The following is a 684-nucleotide window of genomic DNA, read 5'->3' as shown; positions in this document are numbered from 1 at the left end:
ATGCCATGACTAAACATTGGTCTAAAGTTCAGTATCTGCACCAAGTGGTGCAAAACGCCAACATCCATATTAAAGGTACTCACAGTTATTACAGCGATTGCTGGGATAATGGTTTTGAGCAATCCGTCGTTCGTTATCTGCTGGGGGAAGAAATCAGCAAACAGTGGCAACCCCGTTGGGAAGTCGACCAACTCTATATTGGTGACTACGTTTGTATCGCCGCAGAAGCGGTGATTTTAATGGGTGGCAACCACAATCATCGAACCGATTGGATCTGCTTGTATCCGTTTCTTGATGATGTCGAACGTTCCTATCAAAGCAGGGGCGACAGGATTATCGGAGATGCTGTTTGGATTGGAATGCGCGCGATGATCATGCCAGGCGTTACGATTGGAGAGGGCGCGGTGATTGCCGCAAACAGTGTCGTGACGAAAAACGTGCCGCCGTACACCGTGGTTGCGGGCTCTCCTGCTAAGCCGATCAAAACTCGTTTTGACCCAGAGCCGATTGATAAGTTATTGGCTCTTAAGATGTATTCTTGGGATGAGGCTAAGTTTAACGCGCTTCGCTCTTTTATCTGTGGAAATGATATTGAGCAGTTAATCATTGCGGAAAGTAACTATAAAGATGGCGAATGTCACTGAAATGAGGAAAATTATCAGCGATATGTTATAATCTCGCTCC

Annotated in this window: 1 protein-coding gene; it reads left to right on the top strand. The window is 46.1% G+C overall.

Translation table 11 applies throughout. From position 1 onward, the window contains the following. The first annotated feature begins 5 nt into the window (after positions 1–5). On the top strand, positions 6–644 hold the full coding sequence (locus R7O13_RS27310) for a CatB-related O-acetyltransferase (RefSeq protein ID WP_318305253.1): 639 nt from the start codon (positions 6–8) through the stop codon (positions 642–644). The last annotated feature ends 40 nt before the right edge of the window (positions 645–684 follow it).

The sequence above is a fragment of the Vibrio sp. Y176 genome, assembly GCF_033438945.1.
The sequence above is the reverse complement of the archived record's forward strand: the minus strand, read 5'-3'. Positions and strand labels throughout refer to the sequence as shown.

Bases quoted from the DNA above. Each gene is read 5' to 3' on its own strand.
- R7O13_RS27310 (WP_318305253.1), top strand. From the start codon at position 6: ATGACTAAACATTGGTCTAAAGTTCAGTATCTGCACCAAGTGGTGCAA.